This is a genomic window from Falsiruegeria mediterranea M17 (assembly GCF_900302455.1).
GTDB lineage: Bacteria > Pseudomonadota > Alphaproteobacteria > Rhodobacterales > Rhodobacteraceae > Falsiruegeria > Falsiruegeria mediterranea.
This window is the reverse complement of record NZ_ONZG01000009.1, coordinates 138117-155950: the sequence shown is the minus strand read 5'-3', so window position 1 is coordinate 155950 and position 17834 is coordinate 138117. Positions and strand designations below refer to the sequence as shown.

Here is a 17834-nt window from a genome sequence, read left to right as displayed (position 1 = left end):
CATAGATTGAGCAGGCGAGCTCCAAGAACACTTTTCATGGTGTGCGTCTCAACATATAGTGGCGACAAATCGCGCAAGACGGCTTGGGCGAAACAAAGGACTTGGGGCAGATGGCGCATATCATTGTCGTCGGAAACGAAAAAGGCGGCGCGGGGAAATCCACCGTCTCGATGCACGTGGCAACCGCACTGGCGCGGATGGGGTTCAAGGTCAACACGCTGGACCTGGACCTGCGCCAACGCAGCCTGGGTCGCTATTCCGAGAACCGTACCAGCTTTCTGGGCAAGGCGGGCTTGGAACTGCCGACGCCGCACACACATGACTTGCCCGAAATTGACCCGGCCTCGCTGAAGCCGGGCGAGAACATCTATGACCACCGCCTATCGGCGGCAGTGTCCCGACTGGAAGCCGACAGCGATTTCATCCTGATCGACTGCCCCGGCTCGCACACCAGGCTGAGCCAGGTGGCGCATTCGCTGGCCGACACGTTAATCACGCCACTGAACGACAGTTTTGTCGATTTTGACCTGTTGGCGCGGATCGATCCGCAGGGCGAAAAGATCCTTGGCCCGTCGGTCTATTCCGAAATGGTCTGGAATGCGCGGCAACTGCGCGCGCAGGCAGGTCTGAAACCCATCGACTGGGTTGTTGTGCGCAATCGCGTTGGCACGCAGCGCATGGTCAACAAGGAAAAGATGCAACGCGCGATCGAGATGCTGTCAAACCGCATCGGGTTCCGTATCGCACCGGGTTTTTCCGAACGTGTCATTTTCCGGGAACTGTTCCCCCGCGGCCTGACCCTGCTGGACCTGAAAGACATCGGCGTCAAACAACTTAACATCTCGAACATCGCGGCGCGTCAGGAATTGCGCGACATGATGAAGGCACTCAACCTGCCCGGCGTCGAGATCGATTTCTAACAAACCCCGGGGCTTTCCCGCCCGTCGTCAACGTTTCTGGCGAAACATCTCCTCCCGTTGGGCCAGGCTCACGCGGGCTTTGCCCGCGTGAGCCTGGCCCCCTGCCGTCCGCAGGACGCAAGACCGATAGGTCGCGCAGGTGCAGCGTTTCAGCTCGGCTTCAAATAGATCGTGTAAAGTTCCTGTGGTTCCGACACCCCGCGCAGCATGTAACGCCCAAGACTGACCAGATCGTGGTTGGTTTCTCCCGCTGCGCGTAAAATCGGTTCCGACAGAATGACGCTTTGCCCAACAGATCGATGCATCCCCGACAGTCGAACGGTCAGGTTCACCGCCGGGCCGATCACCGTGAAATCGAGGCGGTTTTCCGCCCCGATGTTTCCATACAGAATTTCCCCCGCGTGCAACGCCAACGTCACGCCAGTTGTCGTCTCGCCAATGGCCCGACGTTCGACATTCTTTGCGTCCATCTTGTCACGGAGTTCTGAAACCGCATTCAAGCCCGCTGCCACCGACTCGTTGAGGCTGCTCAGATTGAACATAGCCAGAATGCCGTCCCCCATGAATTTCAAGATATTGCCGCCATGTCCCTGGATCACCGCGACCGCAAGGCCGAAGTAGTCATTCAACATCGCAATCAGATCCGGCCCTGGCGTTCGTTCGGTCAGACTGGTGAAGTCTTTGAGGTCGAAGTAGCACAAAACCGCATCAATCTGCTGCAGAGACCCGCGTTGGATTTCGCCCGACAACACACGTCGTCCGGCGTCGCGCCCCAGATAGACTTGCAGCAGGTCCGCAGCCACACGCCGGTTCGCCGCTGCTTTCAACGCCAACGCCAGATAAGGCTGCGCGGCCCGGATCACAGAGAGATCGCTGTTGTGAAACCCATCTGCGCCATCGCTTGTCCACGAGAGAAGAACCCCCTCTGGTGCATTGGTCGGATCCAGCGGCACGGTCTCGTCCCGCGCCTCCAAGACCACACCCGCCGCAAAATAGTCAGTCGCGCCCTGCTCACGCAGCTCGTTCAGGATCGGGAATTGGCTGGGTTCATTGCTGTCCACCAACCGCTCCCGGTATTCGGACAGGTCGTTCTTGAGCAAATGATAAAGCGGGCTTCGCAACCATTCTGCCCGCGGAGTTTCGGAATATGTGTATTCTTCGCTGCTCATCCCTTCTTCGCGCAACCAATCAAATCCTATCCCGCCGTACTGCGGGTGGAACGCGCTTTGGGCGACATGCAACCGATAGAGGGGAATGCCCAGTTCGACCAACTGCGAACAATAGCCGTGCAGCACCTCTTCCTGTGTGGCGCCCTCTAGCCCGCGTTGCAGCAGCCAAGTGTTCAGCACATCGGCGGATGCATCGATAGGTGCGTGTCGTTGCCCGACATCGGTCATTGGGATCTCCTGTCCGCTTCTTTTTTGTTACCGCCGATATGTGCATTCACATCGCGTTTGGACAGGGCCACTGTTTTGATTCACAGCTCAGGTTCAGTCCAATCCGGCCAGCCGTCTGAGCATCATACGTAGCAAAACCACCTCTCCGGCAGTGAATTGCTTGCCCAGTTGCGCCTCATAGGCCTCGGCCTCTTGGCGCAGCTCGCGATAGACGACAAGGCCCGCTGGGGTCAATGCCAAACGCTCGGACCGGCGATCCCGCTCATCACGTGTGCGTGTAAGATAACGCCGCTGGCTCAGCTTGGCCACGGCGCGACTGATCTTGGTCTTGTGCATGACCGCGCGCTCTCCGATCTCTTTCGCGGTCATCTCGCCGTAATTGCCCAGGTGGAACAGCACCCGCCATTCGGTGCGCAGCATCCCATAGCGATTCTTGTAGGTGCGCTGAAACCCCAAGGAACTCTGTTCTGCGGCCAAATTCAGCAGAAACGGCATGAAATTCCGCAAATCAAAGTCGTCTTTTTCAGTCATTTTCACTCTCCTTCTTCTTGTTAGTTACAAAATCAACTATTATTCGACAAGTCAGAACGGAGGAACGCGCGATGAATCGTCCAACCGACACACATAATTTTGTTCAGGCCACGTCGGCCACCAGCACGACCGAAGGCTACATGCCAGGCTTTGGAAACGACTTTGAAACCGAAGCTCTGCCAGGCGCCCTGCCCCAGGGCATGAACAGCCCGCAGAAGTGTAACTATGGCCTATATGGTGAACAGTTGAGCGGCACGGCCTTTACCGCCAACCCGCCGGAACGGACCTGGTGCTATCGCATTCGGCCCTCGGTCAAGCATTCGCATCGCTATGAAAAGATCGATCTTCCCTATTGGAAATCGGCCCCTTGCGTTGACCCCGACGTCATCAGCCTGGGCCAGTACCGCTGGGATGCGGTGCCGCATTCGGATGAAGGTCTGACTTGGCTAACCGGCATGCGCACTATGACCACTGCCGGCGATGTGAACACTCAGGTCGGCATGGCCACGCATATCTATCTGGTGACCCAGTCGATGGAGGATGACTATTTCTTCTCGGCCGACAGTGAGATGCTGGTCGTCCCGCAAGAAGGTCGCCTGCGCTTTGCGACCGAGTTGGGGATCATCGACGTCGAGCCCAAGGAGATCGCCATCCTGCCGCGTGGCCTGGTGTACCGGGTGGAGGTGCTCGAAGGGCCCTGCCGTGGCTTTGTTTGCGAAAACTACGGTCAGAAGTTCGAGCTGCCCGGACGCGGACCGATTGGTGCCAACTGCATGGCGAACCCACGTGACTTCAAGGCGCCGATTGCGGCGTTTGAGGACCGTGATGCACCGTCAACAGTCACCGTCAAATGGTGCGGCCAGTTCCACACCACCAACATCGGGCATTCCCCGCTGGATGTGGTCGCTTGGCACGGCAACTATGCGCCCTATAAATACGACCTGCGCACCTATTGCCCGGTTGGCGCAATCCTGTTTGACCACCCCGATCCCTCGATCTTTACCGTGCTGACGGCGCCATCGGGACAGCCGGGAACGGCCAACATCGATTTTGTGCTGTTCCGCGAGCGTTGGATGGTGGCGGAAAACACCTTCCGCCCGCCGTGGTATCACAAGAACATCATGTCCGAGTTGATGGGCAACATTTACGGCCAGTATGACGCCAAACCACAGGGCTTTGTTCCCGGTGGCATGAGCCTGCACAACATGATGCTACCCCATGGCCCCGACAAGAACGCGTTTGAGGGCGCATCGAATTCGAATCTCGGCCCTGAGAAGCTGGACAACACCATGTCCTTCATGTTCGAGACCCGTTTTCCACAGCATCTGACCGGATTTGCCGCCAACGAGGCGCCGTTGCAGGATGACTACATCGACTGCTGGGAAGACATCGAAAAGAAATTCGATGGCACGCCCGGAATGAAATGAGACACTACGGAGCCACAAGATTTTCACGAAAAATCTCTGTCGTCCGTGACTGAAGTTTGGAGAGACCATGCCTCTTTTGAAATCCTGGGTGGCTTCGGCCAACGACGCCAACCACCCCTTTCCGCTGAACAACCTGCCTTACGGCGTATTTTCGACCGAAGGTTCTGACCCGCGCTGCGGCGTGGCCATCGGGGATATGATCCTGGACATCACTGCGGCCGAGGCCGAGGGGCTGATCGCCTTGAGTGATGAACCGCTCTTTGACATGCCGTTCTGGAATGTCCTGATGGAAGAAGGCCCTGCCGTTTGGACCGCCTTTCGCGAGCGCCTGACCGCCCTACTGGCCGAAGGCTCGACCGAGCAGGACAAGGCAGAGCCACTGTTGGTGACCGCAGCTGACGCCGATCTGCACATGCCCTTTGCGGTCAGCGAATACACTGATTTCTACGCCGGCAAGCAGCACGCACAGAACATGGGCGCGATCCTGCGCGGCTCGCCCGATCTGCCCGCCAACTGGCTGCACATCCCGATCGGATACAACGGTCGCGCGTCGTCTGTTGTGGTTTCCGGCACACCGATCCATCGCCCCAACGGCCAAACCAAGGCACCGGATGCGGATATGCCCTCGTTCGGCCCATCCAAGCGTCTGGACATCGAGCTGGAAATGGGTGCCATTGTCGGCACCGGCTCGGACCTTGGTCAGCCGATCACAGTGGATGAAGCAGACGCCATGATCTTTGGCTATGTCCTGCTCAACGACTGGTCTGCCCGTGACATCCAGGGGTGGGAGTATCAGCCGCTCGGCCCTTTCCAAGGCAAGGCGTTCGGCACCTCGATCTCGCCTTGGATCGTGACGGCGGCGGCACTGGAAAGCTTCCGCGCGCCGACCCCGGCCCGCGACAAAGAGCTGCTGCCCTATCTGAACGGCAGCAAGGACGGCCTTTATGACATCGAGCTTGAGGTGCTGATGCAGCCCGAGGGCGCCGAGACCGCATCCGTGATTGCCAAAACCAACTACAATCGCATGTACTACTCTGCCGCCGAGCAGCTGTGCCACCACGCCATCGGCGGGTGCGAAATGAACAGCGGCGACCTTTTGGGTTCTGGCACCATTTCCGGCCCCGTGCGCGAGGAATACGGCTCGCTCATGGAGCTCAGCTGGGCGGGGCGCGAACCCTTCACGCTGGAGACTGGCGAGACCCGCGGCTTCATCGAAGACGGCGACACGCTCACCCTGCGCGGCAATGCGCGCGGTGACGGCTACACAATTGGCTTTGGCGACTGCACGGGGACAATCCTGCCCGCCGTCAACTGGCCCGCAGAATAAGGAAACTGACCCATGGCAAAAGCTTTCGCGTCCCAAGGGGACATGTCTGAGAAAAAAATCACCTTTGATGAGATCGGCGAAGGGCTGTACGCCTTTACCGCCGAGGGCGACCCGAACTCGGGCGTGATCATCGGTGATGACAGCGTGATGATCGTCGAGGCACAGGCGACCCCGCGCCTGGCCAACAAGGTGATCGAATGCGTGCGCTCGGTGACCGACAAACCGATCACCCATGTTGTGTTGACCCACTATCACGCTGTTCGCGTACTGGGGGCGAGCGCCTTCAGCGCGCAGCAGATCATCATGTCGAACACCGCCTACAACATGGTGTTGGAGCGCGGACAAGAGGACTGGGACAGCGAATTCCAACGCTTTCCCCGTCTGTTCGAAGGGCACGAAAGCATCCCTGGACTTACCTACCCAACCACGACGTTCACCGATCAGATGACCGTTTTCCTCGGCAAACGCCGGGTCGACATCAAACAGATCGGCCGTGCCCATACTGCCGGTGACGCGGTGATCCACGTGCCGGATCAGAACGTCATGTTCACCGGGGACATCGTCGAATACCACTCGGCCTGCTACTGCGGCGACGGTCACTTTGCCGATTGGGGTCAAACGCTCGACAACATCAAAGCCTATGACGTGGACGCGATTGCGCCGGGTCGCGGCGACGCCCTGGTGGGCAAAGAGATGGTGAACGCTGCCATCGAAAACACCCGCGATTTCGTCGAAAGCACCTATCGCCCGGTTCAGCGCATTGCCGCACGCGGTGGCTCGCTGAAAGAGGCATGGGACGCCGTGCGTGCCGAATGTGACCCGAAATTCGCAGACTATGCCATCTATGAGCATTGCCTGCCCTTCAACGTCGCCCGCGCTTATGACGAGGCACGCGGCATCGCACACCCCCGTATCTGGACCGACAAGCGCGATCTGGAAATGTGGGCCGAGTTGCAGGGCTAACGCACTGCTGGGGCGTCTTTGATCCAGATCGTGTCGCCCTGAACCGAAACGACAGAGAATGAACCATCACTCCCGGCGAGCCATCGCCGGGACCCAGGAAACTTGTGCCTATCGCACTGTTCGAAGGGAGGAGAACCCATGAACAAGATTTTCGAAGTTCCACTCTATGCCTACGACCGCAGCCCGGATCAGGACGCACCTGCGCCGGTTCGGCACAAGGTCGCAGTGATCGGCGCAGGGCCCGTTGGTTTGGCCGCCGCAATTGACCTGGCGCAACAAGGGATCGAAGTTGTCGTACTGGACGACAATGACAAGGTCAGCTTTGGCAGCCGTGCCATCTGTTTCGCCAAACGCCCGCTGGAGATCCTTGACCGCCTAGGCTGCGGTCAGCCGATGGTCGACAAGGGGGTTCAGTGGAACCTGGGCAAGGTGTTCTTTGACGACCGCCAGGTCTATGACTTCAACCTGCTGCCCGAAGAGGGCCACGCCCGCCCGGCCTTCATCAATCTTCAACAATATTACTTCGAAGAATACATGGTGAACCGCGTCCGCGAACTGCAGGAGCAAGGCGCACCCATCGAAATCCGTGGCCGCAACAAGGTTGAGGCCATCGGTACGCACCCGGACCACGTGAAGCTTGAGGTAGAAACGCCCGAAGGATCCTACACACTCGAAGCCGATTGGCTGATCGCCTGTGACGGGGCAGGCTCACCCACGCGCCGGATGCTGGGCAAGGATTTTGTCGGTCGTGTGTTCGAAGACAATTTCCTGATCGCTGATGTGATCATGGACGCCGATTTCCCGACCGAGCGCTGGTTCTGGTTCGATCCGCCCTTCAACAAGGGCCAGTCTGCGCTGCTGCACAAGCAACCCGATGGCGTTTGGCGCATCGACCTGCAGCTAGGTTGGGACATCGACAAGGAGCGTGAAAAACGCCCCGAGAATGTGATCCCGCGCCTTAAGGCGATGCTGGGCGAGGACGTTCAGTTCGAGCTGGAATGGGTCAGCATCTACACCTTCCAATGTCGTCGAATGGAGCAGTTCCGCCATGGGCGCGTAATCTTTGCTGGTGACGCTGCACATCAGGTCTCACCGTTTGGTGCACGGGGCGCGAACTCGGGCCTGCAGGACACCGACAACCTGATCTGGAAGCTGAGGCTGGTAATGGAGGGCAAAGCACCCGAAAGCCTGCTGGACAGCTATGACATGGAGCGGGTTCACGGCGCGGATGAGAACATCCTGAATTCGTCGCGTTCGACCGACTTCATCACGCCCAAATCCGAGATGAGCCGCATTCTGCGCGACGCCGTACTGGACCTGAGTGAGCATCACGAATTTGCGCGCCCGCTGGTGAACTCGGGCCGCCTGTCGGTGCCCTGCACATACGATGGCTCGCCCTTGAATTCGGCCGATGCGCTGGATGGCCCGGCCCGAACACGGCCCGGTTCGCCCTGCCCCGATGCGCCGCTGGGGGATGAGTTCCTGCTGCCCAAGCTGGCGGACAAGTTCACCCTGCTCACGATCGACGCGGACGCACCTGATCTGATCGAAGAAGACGGCGTCGAGGTCACCCGCCTGGCGCTGTCGGTCAAGGATGATGCGACGCTGGCGCTCAAGGAACGCTACCTCGGTGACAACGAGAGCGGTGTATACCTGATCCGCCCGGATCAACACGTGGCCGCCCGCCGACCCAGCTTTGACGAACCGCAAATCCGCGCCGCGATCCGTCGCGCCACAGGCAAGGAGTAACCCAGATGGATGACCTGATCCTGACCCCGAACATCGACGGCGCAGATGATTTCTATGCCGAACTGCTGGCAAACCACGAGGGCCTGGACAAGGCCGACAGCGACGTGCTGAACGCGCGTCTGGTGCTGGTGCTGGCAAACCACATTGGAAACCGCGCGATCCTGACCCAAGCGCTGGCGGCTGCCGCGCTCAAAAAGGAGGTTTGATACATGAAAGTCGAAAAAATCCACCACGTTGCCTATCGCTGCAAGGACGCGAAGGAGACGGTGGAATGGTACGGCAAGATGCTGAACATGGATTTCATTCTGGCGATTGCCGAGGATCACGTGCCGTCCACCCACGAGCCCGATCCCTACATGCACCTGTTCCTGAATGCAGGTGACGGCAATGTGCTGGCCTTCTTTGAACTGCCGACCAAGCCGGAAATGGGGCGTGACCCAAACACCCCGATCTGGGTTCAGCACATCGCGTTCAAGGTCAAGGACCGCGAGACCCTGATCGAGTTCAAGGAGCACCTCGAGGCCAATGGCGTCGAAGTTCTGGGTGTCACCGATCATTCGATCTTCCACTCGATCTATTTCTTCGACCCCAATGGTCACCGTGTCGAACTGGCCTGCCCGGATCCCGAAGAAGAGGCCATGCTCAAGCGTATGGACGAGGTGAAGTGGGACATGCTCAATGAATGGTCCGTGACCAAGAAGGCCCCCAAGCACGCCGACTGGCTGCACGCCAAAGAGCTGAACAAAACGGGCTGAACCCGCTAAACTAAGTAAACGACCGGTCCATTAGGGCCGGTCGAACGCACGCGTACGGAGGCCCCGATGAGCAATACGATCCTTTTTGACTACTGGCGGTCCTCAGCCAGTTATCGGTTGCGCATTGCGTTGCACTTGGCAGGTATCGAGTATCAGGCCATTTCCGTAGATCTGGTCAAAGGCGAGCACAAAACGCCCGAGCATCTCGAGCGCAATCCGCAAGGATTTGTGCCAGTTCTGGAAATTGACGGGCTTCGTTTGACCCAGTCTCTGGCGATCCTTGATTATCTGGATCTGACCCGAGAATTGTGCCTGCTGCCAAAAGACCCTGCGGCCCGCGCGCAAGCACAGGCCCTTGCACATGCCATTGCCGTCGACATTCACCCGGTCTGCAACCTTCAAGTCGCCAAATTTGCCACCGCACTTAGCGGCGGGGCCGACGGGATGCCGGGCGACTGGATGGTTCATTTCATCCGACCCGGCCTGCAAGCCTTCGAGACCCTTCTGGGTGCCTACGACCAAGCCCCCTTCTGCACCGGTGACACGCCTGGATTGGCTGACATCTGCCTGATGCCGCAACTCTATAACGCGCGTCGATGGGGGGCCGACTTTGCCGACATGCCGCGCCTTTCGGGCGTAGAAATAGCCTGCACCGCACATCCAGCGTTTGCTGCGGCCCATCCGGATCAATGGGCACCTACCGAAAAGTGACGTAGGGGAAATTCTACCTATGCGGTAGTTTTCTATCCCCCTCCTCTTTGAGCCACGCAAAGCCGTGTTAGGCTTGGCGCGTTCGGAGTTTTCCCGAACCAATTGGGAGGAAGACCTTTGAAGGCATCATTATTCGCAGGATTTGCCTGCGCCATCAGCCTTGCAACCAGCACCTGGGCCGCCGATTGCACCCCATCCAAATGGGGTGAAGGTGACGAACTGGGGTCCGCCAATCTGGTGAGCCCGGAAAACACCCTCAAAGCAGCTGCGCTGATCAAACAGGGCAAGTCGCAACCGCTTGGCATCGTGATCGATTCCAATACACCCGCGTTCCCACCCCGCTCGCTGAGCCTGCAGGTGGTGCAACCCAACCAGCAGGGCGGTCAGAAACTGGATGCCTTCGGCTATCCCGGCAACTACAACGATGACCTGCTTCAAACCTGGGTTGGCATCGGCAGCCAGATCGACGGGCTGGGTCATTTGGGCGAGGGCGGATTCTATTACAACTGCGCCGACGAGAAAGAGATTTCAGCCATCACTGGCCTCACCAAACTGGGTGTCCACAATATCCCGCCATTGGTTGGCCGCGCCGTCATTCTGGATATGGCAAAACATGCCGGGAAGGATTACCTGACTGCGGGTGAGCATTTCGGCGAAGAAGAGATCAAGGCCGCAGCCGAGGCACAAGGTGTCAGCATTGGCAAAGGTGACATCGTTCTGTTCCACACCGGCTGGACCGAGAACACGCTTGAATCCGATCCGACCGCCTGGGTATCGGGTGAACCCGGCATCAATGTCAGCGGCTCGCGCTATTTGGCGTCGCTCGATGTGATGGCCGTGGGAGCCGACACCTGGGGCATCGAGCCGGTTCCGCCCGCGCCCGGCGATGGCGCATTTTATGGCCACGTCATACTGCTCAAGGACCACGGCATCTATATCCTTGAAACGATGAACACCGGCCCGGTTCTAGCCGATGGCGTCAACGAGTTCATGTTTGTTCTGGGCCAGGCCCGCATTCGCGGCACTGTTCAGATGATCATTAACCCGGTCGCGCTGTACTGATCGCCCCCCCGGAGGCCGCAAATTGCGCGGCCTCCGACGCGTTTTGACGCTTTCGAACTGTCTTTTTCCCAAGTCACGTTGTTAGGTTGGAAAAAACGACAGGGGACAAGATATGGCCAAACACGGATATGATAGCGGACGATTGAATCTGCCTTTTGTGGGCATCTGCACCTTCGGGAAATACCCTTACGTCGAAGATTGGGACCAGATCGAAGCTGATGTTGCCGTGATGGGTGCGCCCTTCGATTTCGGCACCCAATGGCGATCCGGCACGCGTATGGGTCCGCGTGCGATCCGCGAAGCATCAACCCTGTTTTCCTTTGGCCACGCCGGAGCGTATGATTTTGAGGACGACGTGACCTATCTGGACCCTGCCAAGGTCACCATCGTCGACATCGGCGACGCCGACATCATCCACACCGACACTATTCAGAGCCACGCCAACATCGAACACGGCGTTCGCAAGATGCTGCAAGCCGGCGCTCTGCCGGTGGTTCTGGGGGGCGATCATTCGATCAACATCCCGTGCATCAACGCCTTTGACGACCAAGAGCCGATCCATGTGGTGCAGATCGATGCACATCTGGATTTTGTCGATGAACGCCACGGCGTGCGCTATGGTCACGGTAACCCGATGCGTCGCGCCGCCGAGAAACCCTATGTCACCGGGCTCAGCCAGATCGGTATTCGCAATGTCTCGTCCACCGCCAAAGACGGCTACGAAGACGCCCGCTCGATGGGATCGGACATTCAGTCCGTCCGCCATGTCCGCAAGATGGGCATCGAGGCGATGCTGAAACGCATCCCTGAAGGCGCGCGGTACTACCTGACAGTCGACATTGACGCTTTTGATCCGTCCATCGCGCCCGGCACCGGCACACCCAGCCATGGTGGCTTCATGTATTACGAGGTCCTGGAACTGATCGACGGGCTGGCACAACGCGGCGAGATCGTCGGCATGGATCTGGTCGAGGTTGCGCCGGATTATGACCCAACAGGCAGCACATCGATCCTGGCGGCACAGCTCTTGATGAACTCTATCGGACGCATTCTGCACCATCGCGACGAATAGAGGCGGATGGCGGTCGCCGTTTTCAATGGCGCACAGGTCTTGTGCGCCGACACTTACAGTCGTGACTTGACGATCCCGGGCGTGCGGATGTCACATTGCATCAGCAATGACAGGAGCTGACATGCCCGAGATCAAAGGTTATCACGCACACGTCTACTTTGGCGCAGACACCGTCGAAACCGCGCGTGCCGTTTGCGAAGAAGCGGCCCGGCTGTTCGACGTCAAGATGGGGCGGATGCACGAGCGCAACGTGGGCCCCCACCCGCGCTGGAGCTGCCAGTTGGGGTTTGGTCCCGAGGTGCTGGATCAGGTGTTGCCCTGGCTGATGTTGAACCGGCAAGGGCTGACAATCTTCACCCACCCCGACACCGGTGAGCATCTTGAGGATCACCGGGATCGGGCGGTCTGGATGGGCGAACTGCTTGAGCTTGATCTATCGATCTTTGACTGATGTCAGCCCAAGGCCCGCGCCTGGTCACGCAGCACGAATTTCTGGATCTTGCCGGTCGAGGTTTTGGGCAGGCTGCCGAACACCACCGTCTTGGGCGCTTTGAAACGGGCCATGTAATCGCGACAAAAGGCGATAATCTCGGCCTCGGTCGCATCTTGCCCCGGTTTCAGTTCGACAAAGGCGCAGGGAGTCTCGCCCCATTTCTCGTCCGGGCGGGCGACCACGGCGGCCTCCATCACCGCAGGGTGTTTGTACAGGATATCCTCAACTTCGACGGATGAGATGTTTTCACCTCCTGAGATGATGATGTCCTTGGAGCGGTCTTTCAGAGCCACATAACCATCGGGATGCATCACTCCCAAATCGCCACTTGCGAACCAACCACCGTTAAACGCCTTGTCGGTCGCCTCGGCGTTCTTGAGGTAACCCTTCATCACGATGTTGCCCTGCATGAAGATCTCGCCCATCGTTTCGCCATCAGCAGGCACCGGCTCCAGCGTTTCGGGGTCAGCCACCATCAGGCCCGAAAGCGCGAGATATTTGACCCCTTGCCGCACCTTGAGAGCGGCGCGATCCTCAGCAGGGCGCTCATTCCATTCGTCCTTCCATGCGCACACAACCGACGGGCCATAGGTTTCGGTCAGACCGTAGACGTGGGTCACCTCGATCCCCATCCCCTCCATATTCGCGATCACGGCAGCTGGTGGCGGGGCACCGGCCGTCATGACTTTGATCTGGTGGTCAAAGTCCTTCATTTCATCCGGCGCGTTGGCCAGCATGTTCAGCACGATGGGCGCACCGCAGAAATGGGTGACCTTCTCTTCGCGGAACGCACGATAAATTGGCTCGTCCCGCACGGCGCGCAGACAGACGGATACACCGGCATTGGCCGCCATGGTCCAGGGGAAACACCAACCGTTGCAGTGGAACATCGGCAGCGTCCACAAATACACGGAATGCTGCGGCATGCCCCAAGTCAGAATGTTCGAGGTCGCGTTCAGCGCTGCCCCCCGGTGATGATAGACAACGCCCTTGGGATTGCCGGTCGTACCCGAGGTATAGTTCAAGGTGATCGCGTCCCATTCATCGGCTGGCAGGGACCAGTCAAACGACGCATCGCCCTCGGCCAGCAAAGCGTCATAGGTCAGCGCCCCCAGCTTCTCGCCCCCATCGAAACTGTCGTCTTCGATGTCGATCACCAACAAGTCCGCGCTGTCAAACTGCGTCAGCGCCTCTTTCACAACGGCTGAGAATTCAGGATCAACCAGGAGCACCTTGGCCTCGGCGTGCTGCAAGATGAAGGCCACGATGGGAGCATCCAGGCGGGTGTTGATGGCGTTCAGCGCAGCGCCAGTCATAGGAATGCCAAAATGCGCTTCATACATCTCGGGGATGTTGGCGGCGATGATCGATACGGTGTCACCCTTGCCGATACCCCGCTGGTGCAACGCACTGGCCAGCCTGCGGCAGCGGTCATAGGTCTCAGACCAGCTCTGGCGGCGGTCTCCATAAACGAGGGCCGGATAGTCGGGATAAATCAGCGCCGTGCGTTCAAGATAGCTGAGCGGGGACAGCGCGGCGTGGTTGGCCCGGTTCTGATCCAGATGCTGTTCGTAAATGTTCGGTTGCGCCATGACCTCTTCCCTTCAGTGCCGTGCAGTTAGCAGGTGCAGGGATAATGATCACAGGAAACGCCCGACGCCAATATCAAGTTGACGTCGGGGCGCAGGTTGTTTGCGACGCGGGCGTTACACGGGCTTAGTCACGCGATAGGGTCAAAGACCGCCCCGCCGGGGTCAAATTGCCCAGCCGGTCAATCAACCCGTGGCGCGGGTTGTAGCCGCGATCGATGGTCTCGAACGTATCCAGCATGACCGTGACACGGGGATGCCGCGCCCGGCCACGCACCAATTCGGCCACGCTTTCCACGATATAGTCATCGTCAAAGTTCGCAGTCGCAGGGCTGCCTGTCATCAGTTGGACCGCCACTGCGCCCTCGATCCCGCGATGCTCAAACGCATCCTGCAATCCGCCGATCTTGCCCAACCAGTCCGCACGCCAACCAACAGCAAAGATCGGCCGCAGTGGCAGGCCAGTGTCGGCCAGACCATCCAGGATCTCGGCCCGGCGCGCATAGCGGTAGCCGGTCCAGACGTTGTGGGCATAGATCTGCCCCTCGACCGCGTTATCAGCCGAAGTAGCCGCACGACTGACGTAAAGGGGCACATCCACGGTTTTCATCAGCGCTTTGGCGATTTCCTTGACGCGGGCCAGATCCGGTTCGACCTGCACGATCTCAAGTCCGGCCAGGGCATCGCGATTGGCCGCGATCAGCTCCAGCATCCTTTCATCCGGCATCGACGTGGTAAACATATGGAACCGAATGCCGGTCGCCGCAAAGTCCTGCACCCGGCGCAGGCTTTCGGGTCGGGCCAGATCGGCCAGCGGCGTGCGGACTGTTTCGATCCCCATCTGCCACAAACGCAAAAGCGGATAGTCATTGCGTGCCCGCTTGCGTGAGAACTCTTCCATTGCGCCGGTGTAGGGCAGATCGCGGCTCTGATACCAGGCGTGTCGCATGAAGGGGACAAGCCCTGAGTTTGCGGGCGGCTTGCGTTGGCTCATATCCACAACGGCATCCGATTCCGCGCCGCCCGTGGGAACAAACCGCAACCGATGCCCGTCTGTAAAGACATCGACCAACATGATCCCGAACTTGCCACGATCGTTGCGGCCAAATTCGGCTTCGGGGCCTGCATTGTAGAGCTCGGCAAAGTCCTGACGGGTAAAACTGGTGGCAGGCAGGCAATAGAACTTCGTCTCGCCTGCACGGTTGTAAAAGAACTGATGCACATGGCCGGACAGCACCGCCTCTACGCCGTGTCGTTCAATCACCTCGAGCAGCCGCGTGCGTCCCTGAAGCCCGTAGTTGTCATAGTGTTCATCCTCATCCACCGAGTCGATGAAGAGCGGATAGTGCGAGAACAGAAAAGTGCGTTTGTCGGTGGCCAGCACCTGTTCGAGCCAGTCGAATTGCTCCTGTTCCACATCCAAACCACTGCCGACAATGGAGGAATTGATCAGGACGAACCGGCAGTCCCCATGATCTACATGGGACCACTGATCACCGAATTGACCCGAATAGGCCGCAACCGCATCGGGCGTCACCGCCCCCGCTGGTGAGGCGTCATGCGGTTTGTCGCCAATGTCGTGGTTCCCCGGCACAAAATGCAGGTTGGGCTCCAGGCAGGCAAAGACCCGGCGCGCCTCCTGACACGCCGGTTCGTAGGCCGCCATATGCGGCAGGGGATGAACCATATCACCAAGGTGGATCGTCAGCGCAGGGTTCTGCGCTGCCACAAGCGCCGCCGCCACCTCGGCCCGCGCGTTGGCCTTGGTGTTCACCGCATAGGGCGATGACAAGTCCCCCTCGGGCGCGCGGATATGAGTGTCGGTGAAGACGGCGAATGTGAACAATGGTTCGGTCACGACAGTGGCACCTCGGTTTTTACGCTCCCCACGCGCTGCCAGATCAGCAGCCCAACGGTCAGCGCGGTCAGCCCCCAGAATACCCAACAGATCGTCGAGCTAAAGAAGATGCTGTAATCCCCTCTCGAGATCGTCAGAGACTGGCGGAAGTTGTCCTCTAGCAGTGGGCCAAGGATAAAGGCAATTAGGAACGGTGCCGCAGGTATGGCCAGTTTGAGCATCGCATAGCCCACCAGACCCATCACCAGCATCACGCCGACATCGTAGGTTGAGTTGTTGACCGCATACGCACCAAAAACGCAAAGGATCAGCACGATCGGGAACAGCACCCGCTGCGGGATGTCCGCAATCTTGGAAATGATCCGGATCGACGCCTTGCCCACGATCAGCAGGTAGAACGAGCTGAGCATGATGCCGATGAAGATGGCATAGATCAGGTCGATGTTCTGCTGGAACATCAGCGGCCCGGGACGCAGCCCGTGGATCATGAACGCCCCCAGGATGATTGCCGTGATGATGTCACCCGGAATGCCAAGCGCCAGCAACGGGATCATCGTGGCACCGGCCACGCCGTTGTTGCCGGCCTCAGCCGCTGCGACGCCTTCGATCTCGCCCTTGCCAAAGTTGGCCTTGTTCTTTGAGGTCCGACGCGCCTCGGAATACGACAGGAACGCCGACGGTGCCCCGCCGATGCCAGGAACAGCCCCCAGGATCACCCCGATGAACGATCCGCGAATGATCGACTTAAGGCAGCTTTTGAAGTCATTCCAGGTGGCACCTATGCCCGCAAGTTTGGATTGCTCCAGTTCGACGTCATTCTTGACGAAATAGTTGATGATCTCGGGCACCGCGAACAAACCGATCAGGACCGGGATGAAGTTCAGGCCGCTCATCAAGTTCACGTCGCCAAAGACAAAGCGATTGGTGCCATAGAGCAGATCGAGACCCACGGTTGCCAACAGCAGACCAAGACCGGCAGATCCCAGACCCTTGAGCAACTGATCCCCTGACACACCCGCGATGATGGTCAGCGAGAACACGACCAGAGTGAAAACCTCGGGCGATTGGAATTTAAGCGCAAAGCTCGCCAGAATGCCCGCAAACAGGATCAGAGAGATGTTCGAAATGAAATCTGCCACGCATGACGCATAGAGCGCGATGTCGAGCGCGCGTCGCGCCTGCCCCTTGCGTGCCAGCGGATAGCCATCGAGAACGGTGCACGACGCGGCGGGCGTCCCCGGTGCGTTGATCAGGATCGCAGTGATCGACCCGCCATAGATCCCGCCCTTGTAAACTCCCAAAAGCAGCAGGATGCCGGTGACAGGTGGCATGGAAAAGGTAAACGGCAGCGTCAACGCCACCGCCATCGGGGTTGTCATGCCAGGGATCGCGCCCACGACCGTTCCGACGACCACGCCGATGAACAGTACGATGACGTTGTCGATCGACGCAAACAGGGCAAAGGCATTGGCCAGTGTATCCAGCATCGGTTCAGATCCTTATCAGGTAGGGTTCCAAGGGACCGGACGGGATCGGAATCCCCGCGACCTTGGCAAAAAAGAGGTAGAGGCCAATCGGCAACAGGACCGAAACCAACCCCAGAACCTTCGGAGAGCGCTCTCCCGCCAGCAGCATCAAGGCACAAAGAGCCAGCATCGCGCCCAAGATGAAACCCAGAAACGGCAGCAAGAGATAGAAGACAGCCATGATCCCCATCGCCACCGGCACCTTGGCATAGGGCGCGAAGCCTACGGACGGGGTATCGTCCGGTGCACGCCGTAGCCCCTGAACCAGAATACCCGCTCCCAAAAGGCCGATCACATAGCCAATCAGCTTGGGGTAATACGACGGCGACGCCGCAGCAAACGGCACTTTGCGGGGCTCATCGACACCCACAGGTATCAAAACAAAGATCAGCAGCACCCCGAGCGTCAGAAAGACCGCCCCTGCTATGATGTCAGAAGATTTTGACATGTTTCC

The 17834-nt window shown here is 58.9% G+C and carries 17 protein-coding genes; 11 read left to right on the top strand and 6 right to left on the bottom strand.

Annotated features, from left to right (window positions below; genetic code table 11):
• The first annotated feature begins 110 nt into the window (after positions 1 to 110).
• Positions 111 to 920 carry a division plane positioning ATPase MipZ gene (locus TRM7615_RS17610; protein ID WP_108790106.1) on the top strand — a complete coding sequence of 270 codons (810 nt, stop codon included), beginning with the start codon at positions 111 to 113 and terminating at the stop codon, positions 918 to 920.
• Between the two features lie 149 nt (positions 921 to 1069).
• Here TRM7615_RS17610 and TRM7615_RS17605 read toward each other — a convergent pair whose 3' ends face one another.
• Both TRM7615_RS17605 and TRM7615_RS17600 read right to left on the bottom strand, forming a co-directional pair.
• On the bottom strand, positions 1070 to 2317 hold the full coding sequence (locus TRM7615_RS17605) for an adenylate/guanylate cyclase domain-containing protein (protein ID WP_108789905.1): 1248 nt from the start codon (positions 2315 to 2317) through the stop codon (positions 1070 to 1072).
• 93 nt (positions 2318 to 2410) lie between these two features.
• Positions 2411 to 2848, bottom strand: coding sequence for a MarR family winged helix-turn-helix transcriptional regulator (locus TRM7615_RS17600; protein ID WP_108789903.1), 438 nt, complete (start codon positions 2846 to 2848; stop codon positions 2411 to 2413).
• Positions 2849 to 2919: 71 nt separating this feature from the next.
• Here TRM7615_RS17600 and hmgA point away from each other — a divergent pair, with 71 nt between their 5' ends.
• From hmgA to TRM7615_RS17550, 10 genes are all read left to right on the top strand, one after another.
• On the top strand, positions 2920 to 4275 hold the full coding sequence (hmgA, locus tag TRM7615_RS17595) for a homogentisate 1,2-dioxygenase (protein ID WP_108789901.1): 1356 nt from the start codon (positions 2920 to 2922) through the stop codon (positions 4273 to 4275).
• Between the two features lie 67 nt (positions 4276 to 4342).
• Positions 4343 to 5602, top strand: coding sequence for a fumarylacetoacetase (gene fahA, locus TRM7615_RS17590; RefSeq protein WP_108789900.1), 1260 nt, complete (start codon positions 4343 to 4345; stop codon positions 5600 to 5602).
• Positions 5603 to 5614: 12 nt separating this feature from the next.
• Positions 5615 to 6565 (top strand): MBL fold metallo-hydrolase, encoded by a 951-nt coding sequence (locus TRM7615_RS17585; protein ID WP_108789898.1) that lies wholly within the window; start codon positions 5615 to 5617, stop codon positions 6563 to 6565.
• 138 nt (positions 6566 to 6703) lie between these two features.
• On the top strand, positions 6704 to 8314 hold the full coding sequence (locus tag TRM7615_RS17580) for an FAD-dependent oxidoreductase (RefSeq protein ID WP_108789896.1): 1611 nt from the start codon (positions 6704 to 6706) through the stop codon (positions 8312 to 8314).
• Positions 8315 to 8319: 5 nt separating this feature from the next.
• Positions 8320 to 8520 carry a DUF2783 domain-containing protein gene (locus TRM7615_RS17575; protein ID WP_108789894.1) on the top strand — a complete coding sequence of 67 codons (201 nt, stop codon included), beginning with the start codon at positions 8320 to 8322 and terminating at the stop codon, positions 8518 to 8520.
• 3 nt (positions 8521 to 8523) lie between these two features.
• A complete protein-coding gene (locus tag TRM7615_RS17570) occupies positions 8524 to 9069 on the top strand; it encodes a VOC family protein (RefSeq protein WP_108789892.1) in 546 nt (181 codons plus the stop codon).
• A gap of 66 nt (positions 9070 to 9135) precedes the next feature.
• Positions 9136 to 9780: a maleylacetoacetate isomerase gene (gene maiA / locus TRM7615_RS17565; protein WP_108789890.1), complete on the top strand. Its 645-nt coding sequence runs from the start codon at positions 9136 to 9138 to the stop codon at positions 9778 to 9780.
• A gap of 117 nt (positions 9781 to 9897) precedes the next feature.
• The gene (locus TRM7615_RS17560) at positions 9898 to 10842 is read left to right on the top strand and encodes a cyclase family protein (RefSeq protein WP_108789888.1); all 945 of its coding nucleotides are present in this window, start codon (positions 9898 to 9900) and stop codon (positions 10840 to 10842) included.
• 112 nt (positions 10843 to 10954) lie between these two features.
• Positions 10955 to 11914 (top strand): agmatinase, encoded by a 960-nt coding sequence (speB, locus tag TRM7615_RS17555; RefSeq protein ID WP_108789886.1) that lies wholly within the window; start codon positions 10955 to 10957, stop codon positions 11912 to 11914.
• Between the two features lie 121 nt (positions 11915 to 12035).
• Positions 12036 to 12365, top strand: a complete 330-nt coding sequence (locus tag TRM7615_RS17550) for a DOPA 4,5-dioxygenase family protein (protein ID WP_108789884.1) — start codon at positions 12036 to 12038, stop codon at positions 12363 to 12365.
• Between the two features lie 2 nt (positions 12366 to 12367).
• Here TRM7615_RS17550 and TRM7615_RS17545 read toward each other — a convergent pair whose 3' ends face one another.
• The 4 genes from TRM7615_RS17545 to TRM7615_RS17530 form a co-directional block, all read right to left on the bottom strand.
• Entirely contained in the window at positions 12368 to 13999 is a 1632-nt protein-coding gene (locus TRM7615_RS17545) for an acyl-CoA synthetase (protein ID WP_108789882.1), read from the bottom strand.
• A gap of 124 nt (positions 14000 to 14123) precedes the next feature.
• Entirely contained in the window at positions 14124 to 15854 is a 1731-nt protein-coding gene (locus TRM7615_RS17540; RefSeq protein ID WP_165821469.1) for a metallophosphoesterase family protein, read from the bottom strand.
• Complete coding sequence (locus tag TRM7615_RS17535) at positions 15851 to 17341, bottom strand: tripartite tricarboxylate transporter permease (protein ID WP_108789878.1); 1491 nt, start codon at positions 17339 to 17341, stop codon at positions 15851 to 15853. The genes TRM7615_RS17540 and TRM7615_RS17535 overlap by 4 nt, the downstream gene beginning before the upstream one ends.
• A 4-nt stretch (positions 17342 to 17345) precedes the next feature.
• Positions 17346 to 17828: a tripartite tricarboxylate transporter TctB family protein gene (locus TRM7615_RS17530; protein WP_108789876.1), complete on the bottom strand. Its 483-nt coding sequence runs from the start codon at positions 17826 to 17828 to the stop codon at positions 17346 to 17348.
• Between the last annotated feature and the right edge of the window lie 6 nt (positions 17829 to 17834).